Origin of the sequence: Rhizobium sp. NLR22b, assembly GCF_019685295.1 — a bacterium.
Taxonomy (GTDB): Bacteria; Pseudomonadota; Alphaproteobacteria; order Rhizobiales; family Rhizobiaceae; genus Rhizobium.
On the sequence record NZ_JABDWM010000001.1, the window covers coordinates 692,324 to 716,667 of the forward strand.

General features: G+C 63.0%; 24 protein-coding genes and 1 pseudogene. 19 read left to right on the forward strand and 6 right to left on the reverse strand.

Annotated features, from left to right (window positions below; all coding sequences use genetic code 11):
- Nucleotides 1–45: 45 nt before the first annotated feature.
- The 3 genes and pseudogenes from HJC00_RS03280 (at nucleotide 46) to cysK (ending at nucleotide 2,786) form a co-directional block, all read left to right on the forward strand.
- Nucleotides 46–945: a DMT family transporter gene (locus HJC00_RS03280; RefSeq protein ID WP_210629486.1), complete on the forward strand. Its 900-nt coding sequence runs from the start codon at nucleotides 46–48 to the stop codon at nucleotides 943–945.
- 114 nt (nucleotides 946–1,059) lie between these two features.
- A pseudogene (locus HJC00_RS03285) lies at nucleotides 1,060–1,678 on the forward strand (LysE family translocator).
- A 145-nt stretch (nucleotides 1,679–1,823) separates the two neighbouring features.
- A complete protein-coding gene (gene cysK, locus HJC00_RS03290) occupies nucleotides 1,824–2,786 on the forward strand; it encodes a cysteine synthase A (RefSeq protein WP_221145771.1) in 963 nt (320 codons plus the stop codon).
- A 116-nt stretch (nucleotides 2,787–2,902) separates the two neighbouring features.
- Here cysK and HJC00_RS03295 read toward each other — a convergent pair whose 3' ends face one another.
- From HJC00_RS03295 to rsmI, 5 genes are all read right to left on the reverse strand, one after another.
- Complete coding sequence (locus tag HJC00_RS03295; protein WP_221153590.1) at nucleotides 2,903–4,435, reverse strand: YifB family Mg chelatase-like AAA ATPase; 1,533 nt, start codon at nucleotides 4,433–4,435, stop codon at nucleotides 2,903–2,905.
- Nucleotides 4,436–4,589: 154 nt separating this feature from the next.
- On the reverse strand, nucleotides 4,590–5,537 hold the full coding sequence (gene gshB, locus HJC00_RS03300) for a glutathione synthase (protein ID WP_210629490.1): 948 nt from the start codon (nucleotides 5,535–5,537) through the stop codon (nucleotides 4,590–4,592).
- 87 nt (nucleotides 5,538–5,624) lie between these two features.
- Nucleotides 5,625–6,128 carry a cupin domain-containing protein gene (locus HJC00_RS03305; RefSeq protein WP_210629491.1) on the reverse strand — a complete coding sequence of 168 codons (504 nt, stop codon included), beginning with the start codon at nucleotides 6,126–6,128 and terminating at the stop codon, nucleotides 5,625–5,627.
- Between the two features lie 117 nt (nucleotides 6,129–6,245).
- The gene (locus HJC00_RS03310) at nucleotides 6,246–6,614 is read right to left on the reverse strand and encodes a YraN family protein (RefSeq protein WP_210629492.1); all 369 of its coding nucleotides are present in this window, start codon (nucleotides 6,612–6,614) and stop codon (nucleotides 6,246–6,248) included.
- Nucleotides 6,604–7,521, reverse strand: a complete 918-nt coding sequence (rsmI, locus tag HJC00_RS03315; RefSeq protein WP_221163614.1) for a 16S rRNA (cytidine(1402)-2'-O)-methyltransferase — start codon at nucleotides 7,519–7,521, stop codon at nucleotides 6,604–6,606. The genes HJC00_RS03310 and rsmI overlap by 11 nt, the downstream gene beginning before the upstream one ends.
- A gap of 259 nt (nucleotides 7,522–7,780) precedes the next feature.
- Here rsmI and dnaN point away from each other — a divergent pair, with 259 nt between their 5' ends.
- From dnaN to HJC00_RS03355, 8 genes are all read left to right on the forward strand, one after another.
- Nucleotides 7,781–8,899 carry a DNA polymerase III subunit beta gene (gene dnaN / locus HJC00_RS03320; RefSeq protein ID WP_004673935.1) on the forward strand — a complete coding sequence of 373 codons (1,119 nt, stop codon included), beginning with the start codon at nucleotides 7,781–7,783 and terminating at the stop codon, nucleotides 8,897–8,899.
- A gap of 56 nt (nucleotides 8,900–8,955) precedes the next feature.
- Nucleotides 8,956–9,861: a DUF72 domain-containing protein gene (locus HJC00_RS03325; RefSeq protein WP_221163615.1), complete on the forward strand. Its 906-nt coding sequence runs from the start codon at nucleotides 8,956–8,958 to the stop codon at nucleotides 9,859–9,861.
- Nucleotides 9,862–9,957: 96 nt separating this feature from the next.
- On the forward strand, nucleotides 9,958–10,557 hold the full coding sequence (gene pmtA / locus HJC00_RS03330; protein WP_210629495.1) for a phospholipid N-methyltransferase PmtA: 600 nt from the start codon (nucleotides 9,958–9,960) through the stop codon (nucleotides 10,555–10,557).
- A gap of 1 nt (nucleotide 10,558) precedes the next feature.
- Nucleotides 10,559–11,167 (forward strand): histidine phosphatase family protein, encoded by a 609-nt coding sequence (locus HJC00_RS03335; RefSeq protein WP_221163616.1) that lies wholly within the window; start codon nucleotides 10,559–10,561, stop codon nucleotides 11,165–11,167.
- Nucleotides 11,146–11,853: an orotidine-5'-phosphate decarboxylase gene (pyrF, locus tag HJC00_RS03340; RefSeq protein ID WP_210629497.1), complete on the forward strand. Its 708-nt coding sequence runs from the start codon at nucleotides 11,146–11,148 to the stop codon at nucleotides 11,851–11,853. Before HJC00_RS03335 ends, pyrF begins: the two co-directional genes overlap by 22 nt.
- A gap of 25 nt (nucleotides 11,854–11,878) precedes the next feature.
- Complete coding sequence (locus HJC00_RS03345; protein WP_221145761.1) at nucleotides 11,879–12,166, forward strand: DUF1330 domain-containing protein; 288 nt, start codon at nucleotides 11,879–11,881, stop codon at nucleotides 12,164–12,166.
- A gap of 110 nt (nucleotides 12,167–12,276) precedes the next feature.
- Nucleotides 12,277–13,257, forward strand: a complete 981-nt coding sequence (locus HJC00_RS03350) for a complex I NDUFA9 subunit family protein (RefSeq protein WP_210629499.1) — start codon at nucleotides 12,277–12,279, stop codon at nucleotides 13,255–13,257.
- Nucleotides 13,258–13,585: 328 nt separating this feature from the next.
- Nucleotides 13,586–13,738: a hypothetical protein gene (locus HJC00_RS03355; RefSeq protein WP_041678526.1), complete on the forward strand. Its 153-nt coding sequence runs from the start codon at nucleotides 13,586–13,588 to the stop codon at nucleotides 13,736–13,738.
- A 232-nt stretch (nucleotides 13,739–13,970) separates the two neighbouring features.
- On the opposite strand, the gene HJC00_RS03360 is transcribed toward HJC00_RS03355, so the two are convergent.
- On the reverse strand, nucleotides 13,971–14,768 hold the full coding sequence (locus tag HJC00_RS03360; RefSeq protein WP_210629500.1) for an undecaprenyl-diphosphate phosphatase: 798 nt from the start codon (nucleotides 14,766–14,768) through the stop codon (nucleotides 13,971–13,973).
- A 258-nt stretch (nucleotides 14,769–15,026) separates the two neighbouring features.
- On the opposite strand from HJC00_RS03360, the gene HJC00_RS03365 reads away from it, so the two are divergent.
- The 8 genes from HJC00_RS03365 to HJC00_RS03400 all read left to right on the forward strand — a co-directional run bounded on the left by HJC00_RS03365 (nucleotide 15,027) and on the right by HJC00_RS03400 (nucleotide 24,342).
- Entirely contained in the window at nucleotides 15,027–15,719 is a 693-nt protein-coding gene (locus HJC00_RS03365) for a glutathione S-transferase family protein (RefSeq protein WP_210629501.1), read from the forward strand.
- A gap of 12 nt (nucleotides 15,720–15,731) precedes the next feature.
- The gene (gene queG, locus HJC00_RS03370; protein ID WP_221163617.1) at nucleotides 15,732–16,883 is read left to right on the forward strand and encodes a tRNA epoxyqueuosine(34) reductase QueG; all 1,152 of its coding nucleotides are present in this window, start codon (nucleotides 15,732–15,734) and stop codon (nucleotides 16,881–16,883) included.
- A complete protein-coding gene (locus HJC00_RS03375; protein ID WP_221163618.1) occupies nucleotides 16,883–17,752 on the forward strand; it encodes an SDR family oxidoreductase in 870 nt (289 codons plus the stop codon). Before queG ends, HJC00_RS03375 begins: the two co-directional genes overlap by 1 nt.
- A gap of 398 nt (nucleotides 17,753–18,150) precedes the next feature.
- Nucleotides 18,151–18,513 (forward strand): septal ring lytic transglycosylase RlpA family protein, encoded by a 363-nt coding sequence (locus tag HJC00_RS03380; protein ID WP_184457978.1) that lies wholly within the window; start codon nucleotides 18,151–18,153, stop codon nucleotides 18,511–18,513.
- A 143-nt stretch (nucleotides 18,514–18,656) separates the two neighbouring features.
- Nucleotides 18,657–19,946: an RsmB/NOP family class I SAM-dependent RNA methyltransferase gene (locus HJC00_RS03385; RefSeq protein ID WP_221163619.1), complete on the forward strand. Its 1,290-nt coding sequence runs from the start codon at nucleotides 18,657–18,659 to the stop codon at nucleotides 19,944–19,946.
- A 202-nt stretch (nucleotides 19,947–20,148) separates the two neighbouring features.
- Nucleotides 20,149–21,423, forward strand: coding sequence for an imelysin family protein (locus HJC00_RS03390; RefSeq protein ID WP_221153585.1), 1,275 nt, complete (start codon nucleotides 20,149–20,151; stop codon nucleotides 21,421–21,423).
- 43 nt (nucleotides 21,424–21,466) lie between these two features.
- On the forward strand, nucleotides 21,467–23,242 hold the full coding sequence (locus HJC00_RS03395; RefSeq protein ID WP_259672184.1) for a di-heme oxidoredictase family protein: 1,776 nt from the start codon (nucleotides 21,467–21,469) through the stop codon (nucleotides 23,240–23,242).
- Entirely contained in the window at nucleotides 23,242–24,342 is a 1,101-nt protein-coding gene (locus HJC00_RS03400; protein WP_210629506.1) for an imelysin family protein, read from the forward strand. Before HJC00_RS03395 ends, HJC00_RS03400 begins: the two co-directional genes overlap by 1 nt.
- Nucleotides 24,343–24,344 lie beyond the last annotated feature (2 nt).

Sequence of the window (24,344 nt, forward strand, 5' to 3'; positions counted from 1 at the left end):
GCGTACAGCCGCAATATTATCACCTCAGCAAAAACGGAGGCGACCATGAGCGGCGATATCAAAAGAGGTTCGGTGGAAATGACGGCAGCGATGCTGATCTCGGGGACGATCGGCTGGTTCGTCGTCATGTCGGGTCAACCGGTCAGCGGCGTGGTCTTCTGGCGCTGCCTGTTCGGCGCGCTGACGCTGCTCGTCGTCTGCGGCGCCCTCGGGCTGCTGCGGCCCGGCATCATCACGCTGCGCGCCTTCGGCATCGCCGTCTTCGGCGGCGTCGCCATCGTCGTCAACTGGCTGCTGCTCTTCGCCTCCTATTCGCATGCGACGATCTCGATCGCCACGACCGTCTACAACACCCAGCCCTTCATGTTGCTGGTGCTGGGGGCGCTGTTCCTCGGCGAGAAGATCACCGCCGCCAAGCTGTTCTGGCTGACGCTCGCCTTTGCCGGCATGGCGGCCATCGTCGAAGCGAAACCTGAGGCCGGCGGGGCATCGGATGGCTACGGCCTCGGCATCCTGATGGCGCTGGGTGCGGCCTTCTTCTACGCGCTGGCAGCCCTTGCCGCGAAATGGCTGAAAGGAACGCCGCCACATCTGATCGCGCTGATCCAGGTCGCAACCGGCATGCTGATGCTGGCGCCAATGACGACGTTTTCGCAGCTTCCCGGCGATGCCGGCGGCTGGGCGATCCTGGTGACGATCGGCGTCGTCCATACCGGGCTGATGTATGTGCTGCTCTACGGTGCGATCCAGCGGCTGCCGACTCATCTGACCGGGGCGCTGTCCTTCCTCTATCCGATCGCCGCGATCCTCGTCGACCGGCTGGCCTTCGGCCACGCGCTGCAGCCGATGCAGATCGCAGGCGCTGCAATCATCCTGCTTGCCGCCGCCGGCATGAACCTCGGCTGGAGCCCAAGATGGCTGCGGCCGAGGGCGCTTCAGGGCTGAGGTATCGGCAGGCACGCGGCGGCAGGCATTCCTTCTGGTGATGCATCCATCAGCGCCGGTGGATTGATGGCACGGCCCAGCGGATATAAAACGGCGGGGAAGAGGAGCCACCCCATGAGCTTTGCCGCCTTGCTTGCCTATGCCGGAGCGTTGTTCATCGCCGCGGCCATTCCCGGCCCCGGCATCACCGCCATCGTAGCGCGTGCGCTCGGCTCGAATTTCCGCGAGACCTTCTTCATGGGCCTCGGCCTGGTGCTCGGCGATATGACCTATCTCACAGCGGTCATTCTGGGCCTGGCTTTCGTCGCGCAGACCTTCGCGGAAGTCTTCCTCATCATCAAGGTCGCCGGCGCTCTTTATCTCGGCTACATCGCCTGGAAACTGTGGACGGCAGGGCTGCTGCCGCAGGATATTGCCGCGAAAAAAATCCGGCAATGTCGGCCTGTCCTTCCTCTCCGGCCTGCTGGTGACGCTGGGCAACCCGAAGACGATGCTGTTTTATGTCGCACTGGCGCCGACGCTGATCGATATCGGCAATATCACCCTGCGCGACTATGCGCTTCTGCTCGCCGTCACCTTCGTGGTGCTGATCACCGTGCTGGTGCCCTATATGCTGCTTGCCGCGCGCGCCCGCACGATGCTGAAACAGCCGCGCGCCCTGCGGGCGCTGAACCGGGTTGCAGCCGGCATCCTTGCGGGCACGGCGGCGTTCATCGCGACGCGGGCAGCCTGAAATAAAACATCCGCCAAGAGGCGGTTTTCAAAGCTTATTTTCTCTCCGCCACCCCCGCCCGGCGCGAACGCGCTCTGGTCTCATTCCGTCTTTGACCCTATTCTCCTCCTCGATTTCAGGGAATGAAGTCCAAAGGGAGAGAACCATGTCGCACAAACCCGGCCGCGGCCGCATCTATTCCTCGATCACCGAGACCATCGGCGACACGCCGCTGGTGCGCTTCGACAAGCTGGCGCGGGAAAAGGGTGTGGTGGCAAACCTGATCGGCAAGCTCGAATTCTTCAATCCGATCGCATCCGTCAAGGACCGCATCGGTGTGGCAATGATCGAAAGCCTGGAATCGCAAGGCAAGATCACATCAGGCAAAACGGTGCTGATCGAGCCGACCTCGGGCAATACCGGCATCGCACTCGCCTTTGCCGCCGCCGCCAAGGGATATCGGCTGATCCTCACCATGCCCGAGACCATGTCGGTCGAACGCCGCAAGATGCTGGCGCTGCTCGGCGCCGAGCTGGTGCTGACGGAAGGGTCGAAGGGCATGAAGGGCGCCATCGCCAAGGCCGAGGAGCTCGCCGCCTCCCTTCCCGACGCCATCATTCCGCAGCAGTTCGAAAACCCGGCCAATCCCGAGATCCACCGCAAGACGACGGCCGAGGAAATCTGGAACGATACCGACGGCACGGTCGATATCGTCGTCTCGGGCATCGGCACCGGCGGCACGATCACCGGCGTCGGCCAGGTGCTGAAGAGCCACAAGCCCGAGATCCAGATCATCGCCGTCGAGCCTGCCGATTCGCCGGTGCTCTCAGGCGGTAATCCCGGCCCGCACAAGATCCAGGGAATCGGCGCCGGCTTCGCGCCGAAGATCCTCGATACCGGCATCTATGACGAGGTCGTGACCGTCACCAACGACGAGGCCTTCGAACAGGCCCGCCTCATCGCAAGGCTCGAAGGCGTGCCGGTCGGCATCTCCTCCGGCGCGGCGCTGACGGCGGCGATCAAGGTCGGCAGCCGGCCGGAAAATGCCGGCAAGAACATCGTCATCATCATACCGTCTTTTGCGGAACGGTATTTGTCGACGGCGCTGTTTGAGGGGTTGGGGAGCTGAATAGCGAATAGCGAATAGCGAATAGCGAATAGCGAATAGCGAATAGGATGTAACCTGCTTTGCGGCGGGCAAGCCGATTAACTAGTCGCTATTCGCAACTCCCTATTCGCTTGCGCTCAGGCGGCCGCCGTCAACCTCTCGCCGGCGATCCGGTAGGAGATCGCCTCAGCCAGATGCAAACGGCCAACGGTCGGTTTGTCGTCGAGATCGGCGAGCGTGCGGGCGACCTTGAGGACGCGGTGGTAGCCGCGGGCGGAGAATTTCATCTTCTCGGCGGCGTCGCGCAGGAGTTGCAGGCCGCTCGCATCGGGCTCGGCGAGTTTTTCGATCATTGATGTGGAGCAGCGGGCATTGGTGCCGATATCCCTGGCGCCGGCGCGCGCGAAGCGCTCCTGCTGGAGCTCGCGGGCGCGGGCGACGCGGCGGGCGACATCGGCGCTGGCCTCGGCCGCCATCGGGCGGATCAGATCGGCGGCGGAGACGGCCGGCACATCGATGCGGATATCGATGCGGTCCATCAGCGGCCCGGAGATGCGGGCCTGGTAGTCGCTCATGCAGCGCGGGCCACGGGCGCAGGTATGGCCGGGCTCACCGGCCATGCCGCAGCGGCAGGGGTTCATCGCCGCGATCAGCTGGAATTTTGCCGGATAGGAGACGCGGTGATTGGCGCGCGCGATGACGCATTCGCCGCCTTCGAGCGGCTGGCGCAGCGCATCGAGTGCCTGCGGCGTGAACTCGGGAAACTCGTCGAGGAAGAGCACGCCATGATGGGCAAGCGAGGCTTCGCCGGGACGGGCGCGCAGGCCGCCGCCGACAAGGGCGGCCATGGTGGCGGAATGATGCGGGGTGCGGAAGGGCCGGCGATCGGACAGCTTGCCGCCGGTGAGCTGGCCGGCGATCGAATGGACCATCGACACTTCAAGCAGTTCGGCGGGCGAAAGCGGCGGCAGGATCGACGGCAGCCGCGACGCCAGCATCGATTTGCCGGAACCGGGAGGCCCGACCATCAGGAGATTGTGGCCGCCGGCGGCCGCCACCTCGAGCGCACGTTTTGCGCTTTCCTGGCCCTTGATCTCGGCAAGATCCGGCAGGTTGGCGGCATTGGCGCGGATCGACGGCTCCGGCCGGGAGAGCACCTGCGTGCCGCGAAAATGATTGGCAAGGGCAATCAGGCTGCGCGGTGCGAGAATATCGACCTCGGCGCCGGCCCAGGCAGCCTCGGCGCCGCTTTCGGCCGGGCAGATCAGCCCCTTGCCGAGCGCATTGGCGCCGATGGCCGCCGGCAGCGCGCCCGCAATGGCGGCGATCGTGCCATCGAGATTGAGTTCGCCGACGACGACAAAATCCGACAGCGCATCGGCGGGAATGGCGCCGAGAGCGGCCATCAGCGCCAGCGCGATTGGCAGATCAAAATGCGAGCCTTCCTTCGGCAGATCGGCGGGCGCCAAGTTGACGGTCACCCGTTTGCCCGGCAGCGCCAGGCCGGAGGCGTGAAGGGCGGCCTGAACGCGCTCGCGGCTTTCAGCGACCGCCTTGTCAGGCAGGCCGACGATCTGCATGCCGACCTTGCCAGGCGCGATCATGACCTGGACCTCGACCGGCACGCCTTCGATGCCCTGGAATGCTACCGTACTGACACGCGCGACCATATGCCCACCCTTGTCCCGCAAACTCTTAGAGACCGCCCCGTGGCCGTTGAAAGCCAGCGGTTGCAATCTGGCACGGAAGCAGGACTAAAACAAGAACAATAAAAGAACGCAGGCGGATAAGCAGCAGTAATCGCGGTTGCACCCGATCGCAGCCTCAGCCGCGCTTGCGCTCGATCGCGTCCCAGAGCAGGGCCGCGATATCGGCGCCGCCGAACTTCCTGACCTCGCGGATGCCGGTCGGCGAGGTGACGTTGATCTCGGTCATGTAATCGCCGATCACGTCGATGCCGACGAGCAGGAAGCCGCGTTCCCTCAGCGCGGGGCCGATGCGGGCGCAGATTTCCTTTTCGCGCGGCGTCAGTTCGGTCGCCTCGGCGCGGCCGCCGACATGCATGTTGGAGCGGCTGTCATGCTCGGCCGGCACGCGGTTGATGGCACCGGCAAACTCGCCGTCGACAAGGATGATACGCTTGTCGCCCTTGCGCACGTCGGGCAGATATTGCTGGGCGATGAAGGGCTCGCGGAAGAGTTGGCCGAACATTTCCAGCAGTGAGGAGAGGTTGCGGTCGTCGCGGGTCGAATGGAAGACGCCGGCGCCGCCATTGCCGTAGAGCGGCTTCAAGATGATGTCGCCCATCTCGTCGCGGAAGCGGCGGATTTCGGCGGGATCCTTGGTGATCAGCGTCTTCGGCATCAGATCGGCGAATTCGGTGACGAAGATCTTCTCCGGTGAATTGCGCACCCAAGCCGGATCGTTGACGACGAGCGTCTTCGGATGGATGCGCTCGAGGAGATGCGTCGAGGTGATATAGGCCATGTCGAAGGGCGGATCCTGGCGCAGCAGCACCACGTCCATGGTCGAGAGATCGACGCGCTCGGGCGCGCCGAGTTCGAAGTGATCGCCCTTGACGTCACGCAGCAGCATCGGCTCGACGCTGGCAAAGAGCTTGCCGTCGCGGAAGCTCAGGCGCTCGGGGGTATAATGGAAGAGCCTGTAGCCGCGCGCCTGCGCCTCCAGGCTCATGGCGAAGGTGGAGTCCCCTGCGATATTGATGCCGGCGACATGATCCATCTGGACCGCTACATTGGTGATCTTGGCCATTTCCGTCCCTCGCTGAATGCCGGACAGATGTAGGTCGGCCCGGCATCAAACGCAACGGTCATCGAAGGCTTGCGGCAGTCGCCATTTTCAGGCGGCGATGCCCTGGCTGCCGCCGTTGCGCAGCATGTTGCGCAGACGGTAGGCGATTGCCAAAGGCTTCGGGAAAGGCTTGCGCAGGAAGGCGACCTTGCGGACGTAACTGTCGACCCGCCAGCTCGCCCAGGTTCCACCTGCGAAAAAGGCGACGTCGCCGGCGCACAGGGTCCGTTCCGTGCCGTCCTCGGCGGTGATATGGACCTCGCCTTCGAGGATCATCACGGTCTCGTCCCAGCCGAAATACCACCGGAATTCGCCCGCCGTGCAGTCCCAGATCGCCGTCAGCGACGCCTCGTCATGGCCGCGCGAATGTTCGGCGGTGCGGGCTTCCGGATTGCCGCTGATGATCCAGTCGGGATTGATCGGCGTCGATTTCAGCGGCAGGTGGTCGCTCGCATGCGCGACGAAGGACTTCCCGGCCGGCTTCAGCGCGATATAAGGCACCGAGCGCGCAGCCATGCCGACCGCACTTGCAAGCATCATCTTCCAGGCCACGCAACAACCCCCAATTCTTAATCCCTACCGCGATGGTGGGTAGCAGAGAGAGGTAAGGAGCTCGTTCAACCCGGGACTAAAATTTTAACAATCCGGAAACTCGGCCGGGCAAAGCGCTCAGAAGGCGTCGGGAAAGTGCCGCGGCAACCGGCCGGGCATGACCGCGACGATATCGTAGCGCTGGGAAAGGCGGGCGTGATCGGCCTGGCGGGCGAGCCAGAGATCGCTTGCCGCCCGGATCCGCTTCTGCGCGGCGAGAGAGACGGCGTCGATGGCCGCAGCCTCGCCATACCGGGCCTTGACCTCGACGAAGACGGCGAGATCGCCCTTGCGGGCGACGATATCGATCTCGCCGAGCCGGGTGCGGTGGCGCAGCGCCAGGATGCGGTATCCCTTCAGCATCAGGAAGACGGCGGCGACATATTCCGACATGCGGCCACGGCGCAGCGCTTTCCTTTTGATGGCAGTGGGGTCTTTATCGCCCATTGCCGCCCTTCAGCTCCAGCAGGCGCTGATAGAGCGCCTTGCGCGGCAGGCCGGTGAGACGGGCGGCCTCGGTCGCAGCCTTTGCCGTCGGCATCGACGTCGACAGGTCGGCAAGCACGGCCTCGACATCGGCCTCGGACGTTTCCGCCGGCTGCGGCGGACCGACGACGAGGACGATCTCGCCCCTGACGTTTTCCACCTGCTGGTAATGGGCGGCGAGTTCGGCCAGCGTGCCGCGGCGGAATTCTTCATAGGTCTTGGTCAATTCACGGCAGACGCAAGCCGGCCGCTCCGGGCCGAGCACATCGGCGGCAGCCAACAGCGTCGCGCCGATGCGATGGGGCGATTCAAAAAAGATCAGCGTCGCTGGAGTTGCGGCCAATTCACCGAGACGATCGCGGCGGGCCTTGTCCTTGGGCGGCAGAAAACCGGCGAAGAGGAAGGCGTCGTTCGGCAGGCCGGAACCAACAAGGGCGGCGAGCGGCGCCGAGGCGCCTGGAATGGGAATGACGCGGTAACCGGCGGCAATCGCCTGCCGGGCCAGCCGGTAGCCGGGATCGGAGACGAGCGGCGTGCCGGCATCGGACACCAGCGCTACCGAGCGGCCGGCTTCCAGCGCCTGGATGAGCCGCGGGCCGGCTTCGTCGGCATTGTGCTCGTGGTAAGCGAAGGGGCGGTTCTGGATGCCGTAGCGTTCGAGCAGAACGCGGGTGACGCGCGTATCCTCACATGCCAGCACGTCGGCGCCGGCCAGCGTTTCCAATGCGCGCAGCGTGATGTCGCCGAGATTGCCGATGGGAGTGGCAACCAGATAGAGCGCCGGCTCCAGCGGCCGCGCCGGCACCGCCATGTTGTGCAGGCGGAAGCTTCGCCTCGTGGCGTCCTCGGCTGTGGTTTGCTCGTTCATGCCCTTTGCCTTCGTGCCGCCGGCGCCTTGCCGGTTCATCGGCCTTTATGGGCGAGCGCTGCGGCTTCGGCAAGGGTTGGGATTTCTGTGAGGATTGCTCCGGAAAACCTGAAATGCGAGGGCTCGGCCGTCCATGCCTCTTGCCATCCAATGCTGAAGTCTGCCATTTTGCCCGTCCACTCCCCCGACCTAAATCGGGAAAGCATTCTTCGGGCCTTCGATGCGCCCGGGCAGTCACGGTCGAAAGCGGTAGCATCCCATGCGTATTACTATTGAGCGGTCAAACCTTCTGAAATCGCTGAACCACGTCCACCGTGTGGTCGAACGTCGCAACACGATCCCGATCCTGTCCAACGTACTGCTCAAGGCCGACGGCCAGAACCTCGACATGAAGGCGACCGACCTCGACCTCGAAATCACCGAGGCGACGCCGGCAAGCGTCGAACAAGCAGGCGCCACCACCGTTCCCGCCCATCTTCTCTACGACATCGTGCGCAAGCTTTCCGACGGCTCGGAAGTGCTGCTGGCGACCAGCACCGATGGCGGCTCGATGACCGTCCAGTCCGGCCGCTCGAAATTCTCGCTGCAGTGCCTGCCGGAATCCGATTTCCCGGATCTGACCGCCGGCACCTTCACGCATTCCTTCAAGCTGAAGGCGACCGATCTGAAGATGCTGATCGACCGCACCCAGTTCGCGATCTCGACGGAAGAGACTCGCTATTATCTGAATGGCATCTTCTTCCACACGATCGAGAGCAATGGTGAGCTGAAGCTCAGGGCGGTCGCGACCGACGGCCACCGGCTGGCCCGCGCCGATGTCGACGCGCCGTCGGGCTCCGAGGGCATGCCCGGCATCATCATTCCGCGCAAGACGGTCGGCGAACTGCAGAAGCTGGTCGACAATCCGGAAGCAATCGTCACCGTCGAGGTTTCCGACGCCAAGATCCGCATGACGATCGGCTCGATCGTTCTGACCTCGAAACTGATCGACGGCACATTCCCGGATTACCAGCGCGTCATCCCCACCGGCAACGACAAGGAAATGCGCGTCGATTGCACGACCTTCGCCCAGGCCGTCGACCGCGTCTCGACGATCTCCTCCGAGCGCGGGCGCGCCGTGAAGCTGGCGCTGTCCGAAGGTCAGCTGATGCTGACCGTCAACAATCCGGATTCCGGCAGCGCCACGGAAGAAGTCGCCGTCGGCTACGACACGGATGCGATGGAAATCGGCTTCAACGCCAAATATCTGCTCGACATCACCGCGCAGCTTTCCGGCGAGGAAGCGATCTTCCTGCTGGCCGATGCCGGCTCGCCGACGCTGATCCGCGACACTGCCGGTGACGACGCGCTCTACGTCTTGATGCCGATGCGCGTCTGACGGGAACGAAGGCGTCCGCTTCCGGTTTTCCTCCTGTCAAACAGGAGGATTGCAGAATGAAAAAAACCGGAGCGGTGCGCATCGGCATTTCAGGCTGGACCTATGCGCCCTGGCGCGGGCAATTCTATCCGGAGGGACTGCCGCAGAAGCAGGAGCTTTCCTACGCCGCCCGTCACTTCCGCTCGATCGAGATCAACGGCACTTTCTATGGGCTGCAGAGGCCCGAAATCTTCGGCCGCTGGCGGGATGAAACGCCTGACGATTTCGTCTTTGCGGTCAAGGGGCCGCGCTTCCTCACCCATGTGCGGCGATTGAGGGAGATCGAGGCGCCGCTTGCCAATTTCTTCGCCTCCGGCCTGCTCAGGCTCGGCCCCAAGCTCGGGCCGATCCTCTGGCAGTTTCCGGCCAATATGTTCTTCGATCCTGATCGCTTCGAAAATTTTCTGTCGTTGCTGCCGCATGATCACGATGCGGCGATAACGCTTGCCAAGCGGCATGACGAGCGCCTCAAACAGGCCTGGCTCAAAAGCGACGGACACCAGCCGATCCGCCATGCGTTCGAAATCCGCAACGACAGCTTCCGCTCAGCCGAGTTCATCGAGATGCTCCGGCGACACAAGGCGGCGCTCGTCTGCGCCGATACGGTGAAATGGCCGCTGCTGATGGATATCACCGCCGACTTCATCTATTGCCGCCTGCACGGCTCCGAACAGCTTTATGTCAGCGGTTATGAGGACGAAGCGCTCGATCTATGGGCCGAGCGCATCCGCGCCTGGGCACAGGGCGGAGAACCGGAGAATGCGACGCGGATAGTTGCGCCGCTGCCGGCGCGCGCCAAGGGCCGCGACGTCTATCTTTATTTCGACAACACCGATAAGAAACTGCGCGCCCCTGTCGACGCTGGCCATTTGAGCGAAAGACTTGCCGACCTCATGCCTCATACCCAGCGAAAGGCCGCATGAGCTGTTGATGCCGATGTCCTCGTTGCGAAAATCCTTGTCCCGGGAGCGACAAGCAGCATATGTAAGACAGTCAATCAACGTGCGGATGGGTGGAGAATGCGCTTACGGGTCAAGGTGAAGGAACACCTCGGGAAGAGATTTGATGAGGAAATCCGTTTCTTCCGGGGCATGATGCAGGGGCCGAAGACGGTAGGCTCGATCGTGCCGACCTCTTCGATTACCGCCAAGCGCATGGCCAGCGTCATCGATATGCATTCGGGGCTGCCGGTGCTGGAACTCGGCCCGGGCACGGGCGCCATCACCAAGGCCATCCTCGGCCGCGGCGTGAAACCGGAAAATCTCATCGCAATCGAATATTCGACGGATTTCCACCAGCATCTGCTGCGGACCTATCCCGGCGTGCACTTCATCAACGGCGATGCTTTCGATCTGCAGACCACGCTCGGCGACTACGGCGACCGGACGTTCGATTGCGTCATCTCCTGCATTCCGCTGCTGAATTTCCCGATGGCGATGCGCGTCTCGCTGCTCGAAAGCCTGCTCGACCGCCTGCCCGCCGGCCGACCGGTGGTGCAGATTTCCTATGGCGCGATCTCGCCGATCGCCGCCAATCCCGACCGCTATCACATTCAGCATTTCGACTTCGTCATGCGCAACATCCCGCCGGCGCAGCTCTGGATCTACCGGCGCGGTTGAGATGTTCGGACTTTATATCACCCATCCGCAGGTCAAGATCGACGCGAATGTTCCGGTGCCGAAATGGGGCCTTTCCGAGGTCGGCTCCGCCCGCGCCCGCAAAGCTGCCGAGAGCGATTGGGCCAGCCGGCTGACCCGCATCGTCTGCAGCGACGAGACGAAGGCGATCGAAACGGCCGAAATCCTGGCGGCCGCTTCCGGCATCAGCGTCGAGATCGTCCATGGCATGCACGAGAACGACCGCTCGGCCACCGGCTTCCTGCCGCCGCCGCAGTTCGAAGAGGCGGCAAACTGGTTCTTTGCCAATCCGGAACAAAGCTTCAAAGGTTGGGAGCGCGCCGTCGACGCGCAGGCCCGCATCGTCGCGGCGGTCAAGGCCGTTCTCGCCACACATGATGCGGCCGCACCGATCGCCTTCGTCGGCCATGGCGGCGTCGGCACGCTGCTGAAATGCCATCTGGCGGGACGGCCGATCGCCCGCGACCGCGACCAGCCGGCCGGCGGCGGCAATCTCTATGCTTTCAGCCTTGCGGATCTCGGCCTGACATGCGACTGGACGTGCATCGAAAACTGGCGGGGTGACTTCACATGGATGCACGCGAGCGGTTGATCGTCGGCCTGGATGTCCCAACGATCGGCGAGGCAGAAGGACTGGTTTCCACGCTCGGCGACGACATTCTCTTCTATAAGATCGGTTATCAGCTGGTCTTTGCCGGCGGCCTCGAATTCGCCCGCGACCTTGCCGCAAGCGGCAAGAAGATCTTTCTCGACATGAAACTGCTCGACATCGACAACACGGTCGCGTCAGGCGTCGAGAATATCGCCAAGATGGGCATGTCGATGCTGACGCTGCATGCCTATCCGAAGGCGATGCGGGCGGCGGTGGAGGCGGCGGCCGGCTCCGGTCTCTGCCTGCTCGGCGTCACCGTGCTGACCTCGATGGATGCCGAGGACCTTGCCGAGGCCGGCTACAGCCAGGACCCGCACAGCCTGGTGCTCAGTCGCGCCGGACAGGCGCGCGTCGCCGGCATGGGCGGCATCGTCTGCTCGGCGGCGGAGGCGGCCGAGGTGCGGGAGGTCGTCGGTCCCGACATGGCGATCGTCACGCCCGGCATTCGCCCGACCGGCAGCGACAAGGGCGACCAGAAGCGGGTGATGACCCCGTTCGATGCGCTGAAGGCGGGATCAACCCATCTCGTCGTCGGCCGGCCGATCGTCAAGGCGCCCGATCCGAAAGAGGCGGCCCGCGCCGTCCTCAACGAGATGGTGAGCGCGCTCTGGCCGGCAAACCGCTGAATTCAAAAGCACAAGGGAGAAGATCATGGCCAAGGCATATTGGATCGCCCGCGTCGACGTTCTTGACGCCGAGCGCTACAAGGATTACGTGGCGGCGGCCAAACCGGCCTTCGAAAAATACGGCGCGAATTTCCTGGCGCGCGGCGGCGCCATCACCGAGCTCGAGGGCAAGGCGCGCGCCCGCAACGTCGTGATAGAATTCCCGTCGATGCAGCATGCGGTCGACTGCTACAACTCGCCGGAATACCAGATCGCCGCGAAAATCCGCCAGGAGGTGGCGGATGCGGAAATGGTGGTCGTCGAAGGCGTCTGAGTCCCTTCGCATCCGCAAAACTCGCAGCGCGATAGGCCTTCCCGTCGCGCCGGGATTCGGCTAAGACGGAGCCGATACAGCATCCCGCACAGCCTTTCGAGGAGCCTGCCATGACCCTTGCCAACCTGCCGCCGCTCGTCACCGTGTTCGGAGGCTCCGGCTTCGTGGGCAGGCACGTGGTGCGGGCGCTCGCCAAGCGCGGCTATCGCATCCGGGTCGCCGTGCGCCGACCTGATCTCGCCGGCTTCCTGCAGCCGCTCGGCAATGTCGGCCAGATTTCCTTCGTGCAGGCGAACCTGCGCTATCGCAACTCGATCGACCGTGCCGTCGAGGGCGCCAGCCACGTCATCAACTGCGTCGGCATTCTGCATCAGACCGGCCGCAACACTTTCGACGCGGTACAGGAATTCGGCGGACGCGCGGTTGCAGAAGCGGCGCGCAATGCCGGCGCGACTCTCACCCATATTTCGGCGATCGGCGCCGACGCCAATTCCGATTCGGATTATGGCCGCACCAAAGGCCGCGCGGAAGCGGCCATTCTCTCCATCAAGTCCGATGCGGTGATCTTCCGTCCGTCGATCGTCTTCGGACCGGAGGACAGCTTCTTCAACAAGTTTGCCGACATGGCGCGCATGTCGCCTGTCCTGCCGCTGGTCGGCGGCGGCAGGACGAAATTCCAGCCTGTTTATGTCGAGGACGTCGCCGAGGCGGTCGCCCGCGCCGTCGACGGCAAGGTTGCCGGCGGCAAGATCTATGAGCTCGGCGGACCCGAGGTGCTGAGCTTCCGCGAATGTCTCGAGATGATGCTGAAGGTGACGAGCCGCAAGAACCCGCTGGTGTCCCTGCCCTTCGGCCTGGCTTCGCTGATCGGCAGCATCGCCTCGCTGATCCCCTTTGTGACACCGCCGATCACGCCGGACCAGGTGCGCCTGCTCAAGCGCGACAACGTCGTATCCCCAGAGGCCGAGGCGGAAGGCCGCACATTGAAGGGACTCGGCATTACGCCCACCATGCCGGCATCGGTGCTCGGCTCCTATCTCGTGCAGTACCGTCCGCACGGCCAGTATACCGGCTCCGGCAAGGCCGCCTGACCATCTTTCCCGAGGAACGATAACGCCGTCCGCCGATCCCGCGGGCGGCGTTTTGCTTTGCCGCAGCACCTTAACAGTTGCGGCGTCCTTTGCGCGTCCTGAACGGCGCGCGGCGCCGCGATGCCGGCGCAAGCTCGGCCTGTTTTCCTGCCGGCTGTATCGAGCAGCGTTGCATAAAAGGCGCAGCGGAAATTTTGTGGAATTAACGCCAAATTTAGCAGGAACGTTTATTGCTATTTGTCATTCCACTGACTACCAAACCCCGCGTCTTCCAACGGACTCAACGTCTGCGAAGGCGTGCGGCAATCACTGTGAAAGGCATTTATCGATGGGCAAGTCAATCGCGCTCCTTTTTGCGTGTGCGGCGCTGATTATCATGGCAGGCTCCTTCGTTGCGCCCGGTTCGGTCGCGGCGGTCAAGGGCGACTGCTCGCCGGCCTACGGCGTCGATCCTTGCTCGACGGCTTCGATCAGCCACTGACGAAAAGGCCGGCACCTTGCGCCGGCATCCACGAAGACAAGCCGTCGGGAACGCCGAACCAGGCGTTCCGCAATGAAGGCTCGATATTGCCTGCTTCAAAGCGGCGACGAGCGTCCTTCCTCAAGATAGATCTGAAAACTCGACGTTTGCCGGCGAGCGGGTCCTTGTGCGCAAACTTCCGACAGGGCAATGCATTCGCGCCGGGAGTTGCGCGAATGCAGTTGCAGCTGCCTCAGGCGATCATGCCGGTCGCGGCCATGCCGAGCAGCAGGACGCCGAGAATGATGCGGTAGATGGCAAAGAGCGTGAAGCGGTTGCTCCTTATATAGGCGAGCAGCCATTTGACGGCGATGAAAGCGACGATCGTGGAGACCACGAACGCGATGGCGAGCGCCGTCCAGTCTTCACCTGCCGCGCCGCCATCCTTGAAGGTCTTCAGCAACTCATAGCCGCTTGCGGCATACATCGTAGGGATGCCGACGAGAAAGGCAAATTCGGTCGCCGCGGCGCGATTGCCGGTGCCGGCCAGCAGGGCGACGAAAATCGTGGCGCCGGAGCGTGACGTCCCCGGAAAGACGCCGGCAACGATCTGGGCGATGCCGACCAGAATAGAGACAAGCCAGGTGATCTGCTTATGCGGCGGCCGGCGCGCGGCGGCCCATTCGGCAAAGATCATCCAGATGCCGCCGATGATGAGCGCCCAGGCGATCGGCGTCGCGGTCTCGGGAAGTTCAAAGCCGAGCTTCTTGACGGCGAGGCCGAGGATTGCGGTGATGAGAAATGCGACGATCAGTTTGGAGGCATAGTCCCGATTCTCGGGCTCGCGCCAGCCAAGCACCAGATCCAGCAGGCGGCGCCAGTAGATGATCGTGACGGCAAGGATGGCGCCCGCCTGAATGACGATGTTGAACATGTCCGACCGGTGGCCGAGCCATTGCTCCGCAATGATGAGATGGCCGGTGCTGGAGATCGGCAGAAACTCGGTGATCCCCTCGATGACACCGAGAATGGCGGCATTGATATAGTCCATAAATTGTCTCCGGTTTAAAGGTCGTTCGGACCGAGCACTTCCTGCGGGAAATGCTCGGAGCTGCGTCTGAGCCGATCAAGCAGCCGTTATCCTCGTGCGCAAGACGTGTGTTTTGTCCCTTGTCAGATGGCGTGAAAGCCGATTCGCTTGTGTTGGCCGGGCCAAACTCCTATAGCTTCAACCAATGAGTCATGACTAAGGCGCTATAAACGAGCTGCCACACAGTCCTGTAACAGCAATCATAAAGCCCGAGTATCGATGCCCACGCTTTATCATCATCCCATGTCCTCCGCATCTCGCTTCGTCCGGCTGATCCTGGCGGAATACGGCTATCAGGCGGATCTGATCGAAGAGCAGACATGGGAGAAGCGCCGCGATTTCCTGGCGCTCAATCCGGCCGGTACGCTGCCGGTCTATGTCGACGACAGCATGCGTGCGCTCTGTGGCGCGAGCGTCATTTCCGAATATCTGGACGAGACGCACGGGGTCTTGAAGCGCGACCGGCGGCTGCTCGCCGAGGATCCGTTCCAGCGGGCGGAAATCCGCCGGCTGAGCGAATGGTTCATGCAGAAAATGGAAAACGACGTGACGAAGCCGCTCGCCCGCGAGCGTGTCTACAAGTTGCAGATGACCGCCGATCAGGGCGGCGGAGCGCCGGATTCGAAGATTTTGCGCACGGCCCGCGCGAATATCCGCCAGCATATGCGTTATCTCACCTGGCTTGCCGGCTCGCGTCAGTGGCTGGCGGGCGAGCGGATGAGCTATGCCGACCTTGCCGCCGCCGCCTCGATCTCGATCCTCGATTATCTCGGCGAGATCGAGTGGGCCGAGGCTCCGGTCGTCAAGGAATGGTACCAGCGGCTGAAATCGCGCCCCTCCTTCCGGCCGATGCTGACCGAGCGGGTGCGCGGCCTGACGCCGGTTTCGCATTATGCCGATCTGGATTTCTGACGAGGGCGCCTCATGCCCGACAATGATGACAAAGAGCGCCGCCGCCGCGACAATTTGACCGAGTTCGTCCGGGCGGAATCTGCCGCCAAGGGCTTCGATCTCTGCCGCATCACCCGCCCTGACGCGATCCCCGAAGCCAAACAGCGTCTCGGTGAGTTCATCGATGCCGGACGCCACGGGACGATGGAGTGGATGGCGGAGACGCGCGAGCGGCGCGGCGATCCGCTGACGCTCTGGAGCGAGGTCCGGTCCGTCGTCGTCTTCGGCCTCAATTATGCTCCGGAGGAGGACCCGCGCGACGTCCTCGGCAAGCCGGACAGGGCGGCAATCTCCGTCTACGCCCGCAATCGCGATTATCACGACATCATCAAGGGCCGGCTGAAGGAGATCGCCACACGCTTTGCCGCACGCGCCGGCGCCGATGTGAAGGTGTTCGTCGACACCGCGCCAGTGATGGAAAAGCCGTTGGCGGCGGCGGCCGGTATCGGCTGGCAGGGCAAACACACCAATCTCGTCAGCCGCACACGAGGCTCCTGGCTGTTTCTCGGCTCGATGTTCACCACCGCCGATCTTGCCGTCGACGCGCCGGAGATCGATCATTGCGGCTCCTGCCGCGCCTGTCTCGATGTCTGTCCGACCGCCGCTTTCCCGGCGCCCTACCAGATCGACGCGCGGCGCTGCATCTCCTATCTCACCATCGAACACAAGGGACCAATCGACCCCGACCTGCGGGTGCTGATCGGCAACCGCATCTATGGCTGCGACGACTGTCTCGCCGCCTGTCCCTGGAACAAGTTCGCAAGCTCCGCCTCCGAAATGAAGTTGCAGGCGCGCGAAGAGCTGAAGGAGCCGTCGATCGCCTTTCTGCTGACGCTGGACGATGCCGCCTTCCGCGCCTTCTTCAGTGGTTCGCCGGTCAAACGGATCGGTCGCGACCGTTTCATCCGCAACGTGCTGATCGCTGCCGGCAATTCCGGCGAGACGGCGCTCATTGCGCAATGTCGTGCGCTCGCCGGCGATTCCGCCCCGGCGGTCCGCGGCATGGCTGTCTGGGCGCTTTCCCGGCTGATGGAGGCTGGCGAATTCTCCGCCTTTGCCGCAGAAAGGACCGACGAGAGCGACGAAAATGTGCTGAACGAATGGCGGCTGGCGGGAGTGGGCTGATGCATGTGATGATCTTTGGCTGCGGTTATTCCGGCACGGCAATCGCCAAGGCCTTCGCCGGCGACGGCGTGCGGGTGTCCGGAACGACCCGTTCCGCAGAGAAGATGGAAGCGCTCCGCCGCGCCGGCATCGAGGCATTCCTGTTCGATGGCGAGACGATGGAAGAGGAACTCGTCCGGGCTTTGGCCGATGTCACCCATGTCGTGCAGTCGATCGCGCCTGGAAAGGCCGATCCGTTGCTGGGACTGCTCAATAAAAACGGCGCGAGCCTGCTGCCGAGGCTCGAATGGATCGGCTATCTCTCCACCGTCGGCGTCTATGGCGATCACCAGGGCGCCTGGGTAAGCGAAGACACGCCGTGCCTGCCGGTTTCCGGGCGGTCGAAGGAGCGGCTTGAGGCCGAAGAGGGCTGGCTGGCAATGGGCCGCGAGCGTGGCGTGCCGGCGGCGGTGCTGCGTCTTTCCGGCATCTATGGGCCGGGGCGCAACGCCTTCTGCAATCTCGAAAAGGGCACGGCGCGGCGGCTGATCAAGAAGGACCAGGTCTTCAACCGCATCCGCGTCGAGGATATCGGCGCGGCGGCGCGCTTCCTGTCGGAGCGCGGCCTCGGCGGCATCTATAATATCACCGACGACCGACCGGGGCCGCCGCAGGACGTGATCGTCGAGGCGGCACGGCTGATGGGCGTCGAACCGCCTCCGGAACAGGCCTTCGAAACCGCCGAGCTGACGCCGATGGCGTGTTCTTTCTACGGCGAGAACAAGCGGGTTTCCAACGCAAAACTGAAGGCGGCCGGTTTCGAATTCTCATTCCCGAACTATCCGATGTCGCTTGCACAATTGTGGCTGGACAGGCGCTGGCGCGGTTAGATCCGGTCGGCCAGAGTTATCACCCAAAATGAGTAGGAAATTCCTACTTTCGGCACTCTTACGAACAATTCTCGCCGCATCTTATGGTTAACAGCCTTTGAATTTGCTCAAATGTGGCAGCAAATATGGCGAAGGCGGGAAAAAAATTTCGTGATTTCCGTGAGGACCGCGCAGTTTAACGCTTCGTCGGAAAATTCATTTGAATTTTAGCTGATTCCATTAGGTTTTTTCTACGTCCGACCGCATGGGGCAAATTCCGAAATTTTATCAATAGCATCACACATATTACAGAATGCAACATTCCGTGATCGTGAGCGGCACTTTTTTGCCATTTTTCGACGGATTTAAGCCCCGCCGCCTGCAAAGGCGTGTGTTCAATAGTTGAGGGATACTCCGTTTTGAAGAAAATCAGCCGTTCTATTATCGCTGCGGCAACTATTGCGGCCTGCTCTTCCCTGCTTCCGGCGGAAGGTTTTGCTGCAAATGGCTGCGGCGGTGCTTCATGGTACGCTCTTCACTCCAAAACTGCTTCCGGAGAACGTATGAACCCCGCCGTCTTGACTGCCGCGCATCGTTCGCTCGCATTCGGCACCAAGGTCAAGGTCACCAACCGCAACAATGGCCGCACCGTCGTCGTTCGCATCAATGATCGCGGTCCGTTCATCCGCGGCCGTGTGCTCGATCTGTCGCGCGCCGCCGCACAGAATATCGGCATGGTGAGCTCCGGCACGGCGAAGGTCTGCTACCAGGTGATCAGCTAAGCCCGGAGCTTGCAACCGCCTGCGCCGTCAGCGGCGCTTGCTCTTGCCGCCAATCGCGGTTACCACGCGGTTGAAACCTGTAAACCATCCGCCCGGCACTGTGTGCGGATCGTTCACACGGCACGGCAACAGGAGATATGTGAATGCGTCTGGGTGGCCGCCTCGAAGGGGCGATTTCTGTGCTCGCGGACATTGATGCCCGCAAGCGACCCGTCGCCGACGCACTCAAGGACTGGGGCCTTGCCCATCGCTTCGCCGGTTCCGGCGATCGTGCGGCAATCGGCAACATCGTCTACGACGCCTTGCGCATGCGGCTTTCGCATGCCTGGCTGATGGATGACGACAGCGCTGCGGCCATTGCCCACGCCGTCATGTTCCGTCAATGGGGCTTCACCCCAGACAGTCTTGCCGCCGAACTCGCCGACGACAAGTTCGCGCCGGCGCCGCTTTCACCCGAGGCCGCAGCCGCCTTTGCAAGCCGCTCGCTCGAGGACGCACCGCCGCATATCCGCGGCGATATTCCCGAATGGGTGCAATCCTCCTTCGAACAGGCTTTCGGCGCCGGCTGGCTCGCCGAAGCACAGGCGCTTGCCGCCCGCCCGACGCTTGATCTGCGCGCCAACATCCTGAAGGCTTCGCGCGACAAGGCGGTCAAGGCGCTCGAAAGAGCCGGCGCGCATGCCGCGAAGATCGCCCGCTACGGCATCCGGATTGCCGCCGGCGAAGGCGCCTCGCGTCTTCCCAACGTGACAGCCGAGCTTTCGTTCCAGAAAGGCTGGTTCGAAGTTCAGGACGAAGGTTCGCAGATCGTCGCCGATCTGGTGCTCGCGCGCGAGGGCGAACAGATCCTCGATTATTGCGCCGGCGGCGGCGGCAAGACGCTCGCCATGGCCGCCGCCATGCAGAACAAGGGTCAGGTGCACGCCTATGACGCCGACCGCAAACGGCTGGCGCCGATCATTGAGCGGCTGAAGCGGGCAGGCACGCGCAATGTCCAGGTGCATGACGACGCCAGGGGGCTGTCGGGTCTTGCCGGGCGCTGCGACAAGGTGCTGGTCGACGCGCCCTGCACCGGCACCGGCACATGGCGCCGCCGCCCCGACACGAAATGGCGGCTGACGGCGAAGAACCTCGACGAACGCACCGCCCAGCAGCAGGACGCGCTGGCGCAGGCGAGCGGCTTCGTCAAACCGGGCGGCGAACTGATCTATGTCACCTGCTCGGTGCTGCCGCAGGAAAATGAGGAACAGGTGCGCCGCTTTACGGCCGGGAACCCTGATTTTGAGATCGTCGGCGCCCTGCCCGCCTGGGACGGCCTGTTCGGAAAGCAGGCGCCGCGTCCGCACTCTTCCGATGGCCTGACCGTGACGCTGACGCCCGCCTCCACCGACACGGACGGCTTCTTCTTCTGCCGCATGCAGCGGAAGGGCTGACGCCCCCCCGCTGCATGCGCAGACTGGGGCCCGTCATTTCGACGTGAAGTGCTGATCTTCAGCCAAATGCACCTGAAAGACCGGGGTGCGCCGGCCCGCGCCATTCTTAAAATCATTCCAAACTAGAGCGTTTGACACCAGTTTACTTTTGCGCGAAGAGACGGAGCCCGATTAGACGGAAGATCCGTCACAGGAGAGGATTATGAAGCTCAATACATTCCGCGCAGCCGTGCTGGCGATTGCCCCCGCCGCCCTGCTCGCCCTTCCCGCGCAGGCCGAGACCGATGCTGGCGCCGTGGTGAAACATTATGCCGAGGTGGCGCATGCCAAATATGAGGACTCGCTGACGACGGCCAAGGCGCTCGACGCCGCCATCGACGCCTTCCTGAAGGCGCCGACCGACGAGACGCTGAAGGCCGCCAGGGATGCCTGGATCAAGGCGCGCGTACCCTATCAGCAGACCGAAGTCTATCGCTTCGGCAATCCTGTTGTCGACGATTGGGAAGGCAAGGTCAACGCATGGCCTCTCGACGAGGGCCTGATCGACTATGTCGACGCCTCCTACGGCACCGAGAGCGACGAAAACTCGCTCTATGTGGCCAACGTCATCGCCAACAAGACGATCAAGATCGACGGCAAGGATGTTGACGCCTCGAAGCTGACGCCGGAATTCCTCTCCGGCACGCTCGCCGAAGCCGCCGGCATCGAAGCCAATGTCGCGACCGGCTACCACGCCATCGAATTCCTGCTCTGGGGCCAGGATCTGAACGGCACCGGACCGGGCGCCGGCAACCGCCCGGCCACCGATTACGACCTCAAGAACTGCACGCACGGCAATTGCGACCGGCGCGCCGAATATCTGAAGTCCGCCTCCACCCTGCTCGTTTCCGACCTCAAGGAAATGACCGATGACTGGAAGCCGGACGGGGTGGCGACGAAGACCGTCGAAGCAGATCCGAAGGCCGGCCTCGTCGCCATCCTGACCGGCATGGGTTCGCTTTCCTATGGCGAACTTGCTGGCGAGCGCATGAAGCTCGGCCTGCTGCTGCACGATCCGGAGGAAGAGCATGATTGCTTCTCCGACAATACCTACAATTCGCATCTCAACGACGCGATCGGCATCGCCGCCGCCTATACCGGCAACTATACCCGCGTCGACGGCACCAAGCTCAGCGGCCCGTCGCTGCAAGACCTCGTCGCCGCCAAGGACAAGGCGCTCGATGCCGAGATGGAAGGCAAGCTCAACAAGACGCTCGATGCGATGAATGCCATGGCAAAGCGCGGCGAGACGGTCGAGAAGTACGACCAGATGATCGCCGAGGGCAACAAGGAAGGCAACGCGGTCGTCCAGGCCGCCATCGACGGTCTGATCGACCAGACGAAATCGATCCAGCGCGTTGTTGCCGCACTCGATCTCGGCGCGGTTCAGCTTGAAGGTTCCGACAGCTTGGATAATCCTAACGCCGTCTTCAAATAAGCAAAAGGCGGGCCGCTCTCAGTGGAGCGGCCCGGACTCTGAAATGCCGTCTATTACCTCCCTCATTCCTGTGTCCTCAGGGCTCCGCCCGACGGATGTCACAGGAATCCAGCCACGGCGTGTCGGCGCCGTGAATGACTCGGTCAGGGGAGAGTCTTCCGCGCCCAAAGACTTGGGCGCACTGGATTCCTGTGACATCCCTCGCGTTAAACCCGAGGAAGAGAATGAGGGAGTAGAGCGGGAAACAGGCGCCAGCATCGTCGAGCTTGGCGCTCGGAAAGGTCGCCTCTTCTCGAAACTCCGCCTCTCCCTCCGCATCGCCACCTTCGCCGCCCTTGCGGGAGCGCCCCTCGCTTTCGCCTCCGGCTTCGACCTGCCGGCGAAACGCACCGACCTTTCCGAGGCCGATCTCGCACGCGTCGCCGACATCACGCAGCCGACCCAGGATTTTTCCAAGGCCGAACAATATGAAGCGATGCAGGCAGGGGCTACGACCTCGATCAACCCTGTCACCGAAGACAGCTTCTCGCATATTTCGGCCAATATCCCCTTCGAGGAAGAGCAGAATTTCAGGCTTGGCAACGCGCTCTTCCGCAAGCTCTGGGTTTCCGCTCCCTCGTCGACGCAGGCCTCCGATGGCCTCGGACCGCTCTTCAACGCCCGCTCCTGCATGAGCTGTCATGTCAATGATGGCCGCGGCAAACCGCCGGAGGGGGGGCCGAGCGCCGTCTCGATGGTCCTGCGGCTTTCCCGTGCCGTCGCAACACCGGTGGAAGAGAAGGCGATAGCACGGGCGGATGTCGTCAATTTCCCCGACCCGGCCTATGGCCATCAGTTGCAGGATCTTGCCGTTCCGGGCCTTGCTGCCGAAGGTCGGATGACGATCAGCTATCACGACGAAAAAGTGACGCTCGGTGATGGCGAGACCGTGTCGCTGCGCCGGCCTGCTTACGGGGTGAAGAACCTTGCCTACGGACCGCTCGATCCCGCAACGACGATCTCGGCGCGTGTCGCTCCTGCGATGATCGGGCTCGGGCTGATCGAGGCCATTCCCGAGGCTGACATCCTTGCCCACGCCGACCCGGACGATACCGACGGCGACGGCATTTCGGGCAAGGCGGCGATCGTTCGCGACCACCGCAGCGGCAAGATCACGCTCGGCCGGTTCGGCTGGAAAGCGCAGAACGCTACAGTTCGCGACCAGAGCGCCGATGCTTTCGCCAACGATGTCGGCATCTCGACGCCCGATCAGCCGGACGCGCAGGGCGATTGCACCAAGGCGGAAGAGAAATGCCTTGAGATGCCGACCGGGGTGCAGAAACGGCTGGGTGCAGAAGAAGCCCCGGGTCCCGTTCTTGACCTCGTGACTTTCTATTCGGAAAATCTCGCCGTGCCGGCGCGGCGCAAGGCGAGCTTTCCCGACACGCTGCGGGGAAAGCGGATTTTTTACGAAACCGGCTGCATTTCCTGCCATGTGCCGAAATTCGTCACCGCCCGGAATACGCCCGACGAGGCGCAATCCTTCCAGCTGATCTGGCCCTATTCCGATTTTCTTCTGCACGACATGGGCGACGGCCTTGCTGATGGGCAACAGGTCGGGCTTGCAAGTGGACGTGAATGGCGCACGCCGCCGCTATGGGGTATAGGACTGACCCGGACTGTCAGCGGACACAGCTTTTTCCTGCATGACGGCCGTGCGCGAAACGTCACCGAGGCGATTCTCTGGCATGGCGGCGAAGCTGAAAAGGCCCGCAACGCTTTCTCCTCCCTGTCTAAAGACGACCGGGCGGCCCTGATTACGTTCCTGGAGTCACTTTGATGCGCCTTTGGCACCCCTTGCTCTGCCTCACTCTGATCGGCCTCGCCACATCGGGGGCCGCCCAGACCGCCGCGCCTCCGGCAGGGTTGAACGAGGATGCCGTTCCCGCCGTCTTGCAGCGCGCCGTCGACGAGGTGATCCGCCCCGGCTATCGCAACATGCAGCAATCGGCCGCCCGGCTGACGACGGCGATGAAGGATCTCTGCGACGGCGGCACGCAGCAAACGCTCGACAAAGCGAAATCGGCCTTCGACGACACGATCCGCTACTGGTCGATCATCGAGATCGTCCAGACCGGGCCCGTTATCCAGGACAATCTCTTCGAGCACATCCTGTTCTATCCCGACCGCAAGGGTGTCGGCTTGAGGCAGGTGCAGGCGCTGATCGCCAAGGCCGATCCGAAGGACGCGACCGTCGATGCGATCGCCGGCAAGAGTGTGGCGCTGCAGGGCCTGACAGCGCTGGAATATGTGCTCTACGGCAACGGCTCGGAGGACCTCGTCAAGCAGAAGGGCGGCTTCCGCTGCCTTTACGGCGCAGCGGTCGCCGGCAATATCCAGCGTGAGGCCGGCGAAGTCGTCGCTGCCTGGGAAAAACCCGATGGCGTGCAGGCGAGCTGGAAACATCCGGGCCCGCAGAGCAATGATTTCATGGACAACAAGGAAGCCGTGACCGCACTGCTCGGCATTCTCGTCCACGGTGCGGAGAATGTCCGCGATCAGCGGCTGGAGCAGTTCTACAAGGGCAAGGACACCGCGCCGCGCCCGCGCATGGCCATCTACTGGCGTTCGAAGAACACCTGGAAAGCGATGGCTGCCAATCTGGAAGGCCTGCGCACGCTCTGGCAGAAGGCCGGCATGGCCGAGCTTCTGCCGGCAGACAAGCGGTCGGTTGCCGCCTCGATCGACGCGGATTTCAAATCGCTGCTCGACAGCGTGCCGAAGCTCAATCCGGACATCGACGTCGCCGTGAGCGATGCCGAGAAGGCCAAGCTCGATGCGCTGCTTGCCGACAGCCGCCAGCTGATTACCAGTATAAGCGACGAATATGGCTCGGCCATCGGCCTGTCGGCCGGCTTTTCCTTTTCGGACGGAGACTGAAG

Coding starts and splice junctions, on each gene's coding strand:
- HJC00_RS03280 (WP_210629486.1), top strand. CDS start 46: ATGAGCGGCGATATCAAAAGAGGTTCGGTGGAAATGACGGCAGCGATG.
- cysK (WP_221145771.1), top strand. CDS start 1,824: ATGTCGCACAAACCCGGCCGCGGCCGCATCTATTCCTCGATCACCGAG.
- HJC00_RS03295 (WP_221153590.1), bottom strand. CDS start 4,435: ATGGTCGCGCGTGTCAGTACGGTAGCATTCCAGGGCATCGAAGGCGTG.
- gshB (WP_210629490.1), bottom strand. CDS start 5,537: ATGGCCAAGATCACCAATGTAGCGGTCCAGATGGATCATGTCGCCGGC.
- HJC00_RS03310 (WP_210629492.1), bottom strand. CDS start 6,614: ATGGGCGATAAAGACCCCACTGCCATCAAAAGGAAAGCGCTGCGCCGT.
- rsmI (WP_221163614.1), bottom strand. CDS start 7,521: ATGAACGAGCAAACCACAGCCGAGGACGCCACGAGGCGAAGCTTCCGC.
- dnaN (WP_004673935.1), top strand. CDS start 7,781: ATGCGTATTACTATTGAGCGGTCAAACCTTCTGAAATCGCTGAACCAC.
- HJC00_RS03325 (WP_221163615.1), top strand. CDS start 8,956: ATGAAAAAAACCGGAGCGGTGCGCATCGGCATTTCAGGCTGGACCTAT.
- pmtA (WP_210629495.1), top strand. CDS start 9,958: ATGCGCTTACGGGTCAAGGTGAAGGAACACCTCGGGAAGAGATTTGAT.
- HJC00_RS03335 (WP_221163616.1), top strand. CDS start 10,559: ATGTTCGGACTTTATATCACCCATCCGCAGGTCAAGATCGACGCGAAT.
- pyrF (WP_210629497.1), top strand. CDS start 11,146: ATGGATGCACGCGAGCGGTTGATCGTCGGCCTGGATGTCCCAACGATC.
- HJC00_RS03345 (WP_221145761.1), top strand. CDS start 11,879: ATGGCCAAGGCATATTGGATCGCCCGCGTCGACGTTCTTGACGCCGAG.
- HJC00_RS03350 (WP_210629499.1), top strand. CDS start 12,277: ATGACCCTTGCCAACCTGCCGCCGCTCGTCACCGTGTTCGGAGGCTCC.
- HJC00_RS03355 (WP_041678526.1), top strand. CDS start 13,586: ATGGGCAAGTCAATCGCGCTCCTTTTTGCGTGTGCGGCGCTGATTATC.
- HJC00_RS03360 (WP_210629500.1), bottom strand. CDS start 14,768: ATGGACTATATCAATGCCGCCATTCTCGGTGTCATCGAGGGGATCACC.
- HJC00_RS03365 (WP_210629501.1), top strand. CDS start 15,027: ATGCCCACGCTTTATCATCATCCCATGTCCTCCGCATCTCGCTTCGTC.
- queG (WP_221163617.1), top strand. CDS start 15,732: ATGCCCGACAATGATGACAAAGAGCGCCGCCGCCGCGACAATTTGACC.
- HJC00_RS03375 (WP_221163618.1), top strand. CDS start 16,883: ATGCATGTGATGATCTTTGGCTGCGGTTATTCCGGCACGGCAATCGCC.
- HJC00_RS03385 (WP_221163619.1), top strand. CDS start 18,657: ATGCGTCTGGGTGGCCGCCTCGAAGGGGCGATTTCTGTGCTCGCGGAC.
- HJC00_RS03390 (WP_221153585.1), top strand. CDS start 20,149: ATGAAGCTCAATACATTCCGCGCAGCCGTGCTGGCGATTGCCCCCGCC.
- HJC00_RS03395 (WP_259672184.1), top strand. CDS start 21,467: ATGCCGTCTATTACCTCCCTCATTCCTGTGTCCTCAGGGCTCCGCCCG.
- HJC00_RS03400 (WP_210629506.1), top strand. CDS start 23,242: ATGCGCCTTTGGCACCCCTTGCTCTGCCTCACTCTGATCGGCCTCGCC.